This is a genomic window from Vibrio thalassae, from assembly GCF_900089835.1.
Classification (GTDB): Bacteria; Pseudomonadota; Gammaproteobacteria; order Enterobacterales; family Vibrionaceae; genus Vibrio; species Vibrio thalassae.
Map to the genome: position 1 here is coordinate 1 of NZ_OANU01000133.1, position 5047 is coordinate 5047.

At 48.8% G+C, this 5047-nt stretch carries 1 pseudogene; it reads left to right on the top strand.

The features are described from left to right. Window positions 1-5047: pseudogene (locus VTH8203_RS22140) on the top strand (thrombospondin type 3 repeat-containing protein); the annotation flags it as partial.

The window sequence follows — 5047 nt, forward strand, 5'->3', positions numbered from 1 at the left end:
TATTCCTGATCACATGGATTACGATGACGATGCTGACGGTATCTCGGATCTGGATGACAGTGCGCCACTCGATCGCAACTCAGACTATGACAGTGATGGCTTAACCGATGGCTATGAAACCGATAATGGCCTCAATCCGATGGATGCCAGCGATGGTGGTGTGGACAGTGACGGTGATGGTATTCGTGATGCGGATGAATTGCTGCTTGGTTTAAATCCGAATGACCCGAATGATGGCAAAGACGCCGATACTGATTTAGATGGCTTCACCAATGGACAAGAAATCCTTGTTGGCACCAACCCACTGGATGCCAATTCCTATGACGGTGATGGGGATGGCGTTCTCGGTATCAATGATAGCGATGACACCGATCCCATGACAGACAATGACGGAGACGGCATTGCAGATAGCGTTGAAAAACAAGCGGGCTTTGATCCAAACGATCCCCTCGATATTGATTTCTCTATCGATGAAAACAACGATGGCATTGCTGATGTGTGGGCAACGCTGCAGCAGGGTTTACCAGCGCAAGGGGTCATGAATGTCACGACTTGGGCGCAACATCAAGCTCAAATGGCAAGCACGCCTGAAGTGCTCGTAACAAGTTTTATTAATCAACCAAGTCAACAATCCATCGATTTGAACGCATTAAGTGGGGAAGTGTCTTACGAGTTCATCGTACATTTTGCAACAGACCGTTCTAATTCCTTGGCGATACTGGGTTTGAGAAATAACAGTATTGGACTCAACACCGTGTGGAGCTTACGTTTTGAGCAATATTCAAGTAACGGTAAGCTCGGTGCGACCAAATATGGGGCGGCTGACCATACGTTTACGGCGGTGAATGGGCAATCGATTAATTCGCCTTACGGTGATCCCGTCCATATAGTCTTCCTTGCTCGAGGCAGTAATAGCGAAGTTTGGGTCAATGGTGTTCAAGTTGGGCAAATCAGTGGTCAATCTATGCTGATCAACGATCCCGCCACACCACTCGGTATTAATGAAGGCACTGTACAAGGCGTTGAAGGGATCTATGGCTTTGCTGCCCATAATCGCGCGCTGTCGGCGGATGAAATCGCAGCAGGTTATCAAAAAGCGCTGAGTATTTACGTCGATACCGATGGTGACGGCATTTATGATGTGATTGACCCAGATGATGACAACGATGGTTATCTCGATAATGGGGAGCAAGACACTAGCGGTTATGGCACAGGTCAAGTGGTTGCCGGTGTACTGGGTGATATCAATGATTTATTAGCGAATAACCAAAACATTGAAGAAAGCGTCTTAGTAGACAGTGGTCGATTCGTAAATATCACCAGTGCCAACATGGCGCAATACAACATAGAGTTAGCGCGTGTCGGTAATTTCAGTTCGGTTAACGAAATTCAAACCATCATCGATAATGTGAATGAAACGGTGGTTGCGTTGAGCGCGATTGTTGGGTTTGCGAACGCCAATCATGCCAGCAACTTAAGTTTTGCTGATTTAAGTAGTGTGATGGGCTTAACCGCACTCGATGCGAATAATCATGCTTACTATCAAACCTTGATAGCCGCAGACGTGGGCAATAACGTCGACACCGTAGCCAAGTTACAAACGCTAATCAACACTGCCAACGCGAGCCAATCTCAAATCGATGCCATCAGCCAATATGCCGCTAACAACAACGAGGATGCCTTAACCATGGCCATGCTGCAAGGCATTGCAGGCTTGTCGGTAGACAGCAATAACCTCAACCACTATCAAGAGTTCGTCGCTGACAGTGCGGCGGCGGACATCATTGATCTAGCCAGTTTACAACTCCTCATTAACGATGCCGATGCCTTTGCGCTCGATCCACAATGGGCAGTGACAGGGCAAGCGGTGGCGAACAACATCATCGGCGCAACGGTGCGTGTGTATGCGATTGAATCAGGCGTGAAAGGCACTGATATTACTCATACAGAAGGCAGTACCGATGTTAACGGTGCGTTCAGCATGACCATTGTGCCTACTGCGCTTCCTGTGATGATGGAAATCACCGGCGGTGTCTACATTGATGAAGCAACGGGGATTTCACTCAATAGCGGCACGCTCACCACAGTATTGCCAGAGATTTCGCGCCGCGATGCCGTGACCGTGTCACCACTGACGGATATTGCGGCAAAAGTGGCGGCAACGGATCTGACCGTGACAGGCATTAACAGCGCGAACGCCTTGATTGCCAGCACCTTCCTAGATTCAGCTAATGCGGATGATGTGTTTGCGATTACGCCAGCGGCGATGAATGCCACAGGCTCAGGCATTGAACAGCAATACCGCAGTGCCTTGATTGGTTTGTCGGTACTGGGCGGTGGTGAAGCTCTTGCCAATGTGACACAAGATATTGCGACAGATTTGGCTGACAATACCCTTGATGTGAATACCGCCAAAGCCTTGTACCTTAATACCCAAACGTGGCTACGTCGTCATGGCATGACAGATTTGGCGCTCAATGTGCCGACCTTTGGCTTAGATAGCGCCGCGCAACAAGCCGTGGATACTACCCTTGCCAGAGATACTACCTTGGCGTATTTCCCTGAAATCTTGCAAACCAGCACAGGTACGCTTGATCTCACTGCCTTGTTCTCAGGTTATCTGCCAGCAGGCAGCAGTGTCAGCGTGAGTGTTCTTGACGGTGGCAACTTAACGCCACTCACAGGGACATTCGATACCAGCTTGTACAGCAGTGGTGCGCAAGTACAAATCACCGTAGAGGTGGACGGGGTCGCTCGTTTAGAAACCATTACCCTGCAACCTAGCGCGACACCTGTTTCCATTACCTCAACCCTTGGTGACATCAATAACGGCGCTCACACGCTGACGGTTACGGCTTCAGATAGTCAAAGTGTCACCATCGAAAGCCTCTCCCCTGATATTGCCAATGTGTCTATTGACCAAATTAGTGTGAACCAAGATGGCACTGCTCGCTTTGTGGTGACGGCAAATGACGGTACATGGCAAGAAGTGTTGAGCCTTGATTTGTTGTCACCTCGCACTGCCCCAAGTATCACTTGGCAGCTTGATAACAATGGCGATCTGCAAGTGGCGAGCATCAATGGCGATAGCAGCCATGTTAGCTTGAAATACCAAGGCACCGATTCAAGCTTGACCATGATGACGCTCCTGTCAGTCGATAGAAATGCGAGCGATAGCATTAGTTGGGCGGTGGAAAAAGACGGTGTACGTTTCTCAACGTTACAAAGTGTTGACGTGGCGAATGTGGTCAATTCTATTGCCATCAATAACTTACCGGCGCGAATAGCCGATACGTCAATTGCCGATGCCGATTTGTTTACCCAGTTTATGGGACTCACTGCACTGTCAAGTGATGCGACTATCCAAGGTTTATACCGCAGTGAATTAGCCAATAATCCCGTCACAACATTTAGTGAATTACAAGCTAGCATTGCAGAGACTAACATCACGGGCGCTGCCTTTGTTGACTTGCAAAATACCACCAATACCAACATTACCATTACCCAACTGCAAACCTTGTTACCGAATCAATTTTTCTCGGCAGGTTTACTCAGTGACTATCAAACGGCACTGGCGAATAATTCATGGAATACAGCAGACGAGGTTCAAGCCTTAATCGTGGTGGTCAATACGGCTAACCTTGTTGACAGTGATGGCGACGGTATCTTTGATGTCGATGATCCAGATCCAAACATGTGGAACGACCTTGCTACCGGTGAGCGTTTTGGCGAGACGCAAGTATCCAGCACCCATACGCAAACAGAATACACTACCCCAGTGCTTCGCATCATGACGCAAGCGCACACGCGCAGTGAAGACATGTATGTGCCGTATGAAGATTACGCTGACAGCTTAAAACGTTGGGACTCTAATTACATGCCGAGGGTCGCTTACTCTGCCGTGAGTAATGGCACCAAAGATGGCGCGGTTTGGCAAGACCAAACGACTATGGCGGTGTATTACAGCGAATTTAATCCTGATGGTACCCATAACCGCACGCTGAGTTTGCCTAATGATGACAATGAGCGGTTGCTCTCTGCGACCAGTAACGGCAGCGGTGCGATTGTCTACGGTCTTTCAAAGTCGCGTGAAGAATATGAGACCGCACTCACCATGCCAGTGCGTCTCATCCGTTACGATCTCAATAGTGAAACCCTTACTATTAGTAAATTGCTCGATAGTTCAACGCCGACAGGTGCCTCACCCGATGGACTTGATGTGTCTAACGTTGGTAGCACGCCATCTAAGTTAGCTTGGTCTGGCGATCGCATTGGTTTAAATCTCCTCCGCTCCAGAACCGATGGGCACCAATCTGGGGTGGCTGTGGTGTATGATGCCAACACCCTTGATTTAGTTAAAAACCATCTACAAATATCGGGGCATCAATTTGGCGGCACCATGATGGTGGACAGCCAAGGTAATTTTAACACCTTGGTGCTTGGTGATAACTTCCCGCGCGGTATCGATTTGATCCAATGGAATGACACCAATCGCTTCACTCAAGATTTACTGCGAGTCAAAACTGAGCATGCCACGACCCAAGGGGTGGGTGAGGTCTATACTGCCATCTCCACACCAAGCCAAACCTACTACACCTGGTCAAACGATAATCGCACCTATTCAGAGCTCGGCGGTGTAGTGGAAATGGACGATCGCCTCCTCAGCTTCATGACGAGTGAGCGCGGCCTAAACAACGCAGAAGTCGGCAGTGGGCATAATAAAGCGTGGAACATTGCCGTGGTGGCGACCGCGAAAGATACGGCGGAAGATAAATACCTTACCTTCGGTGAGTACGAAAGCACGGAATACTACAACTTCATCGGTAATCGTCACATTCTCGAAAACCGTCACGTCATTTGGATCACGGATTTTACCGACATCAACGACAGCGTGTCGCGTTTGAAACCGTTGAAACTGGCCGATAACGTCATCTTGTTATTGATGGAAATGCATACCTACGATGGCTATGACTACAGTGCCTACATGATGGTCAACAAAGACTTGCAAGTTCTTGTCCCACTCACCCGTATGCATCAAGACATCATC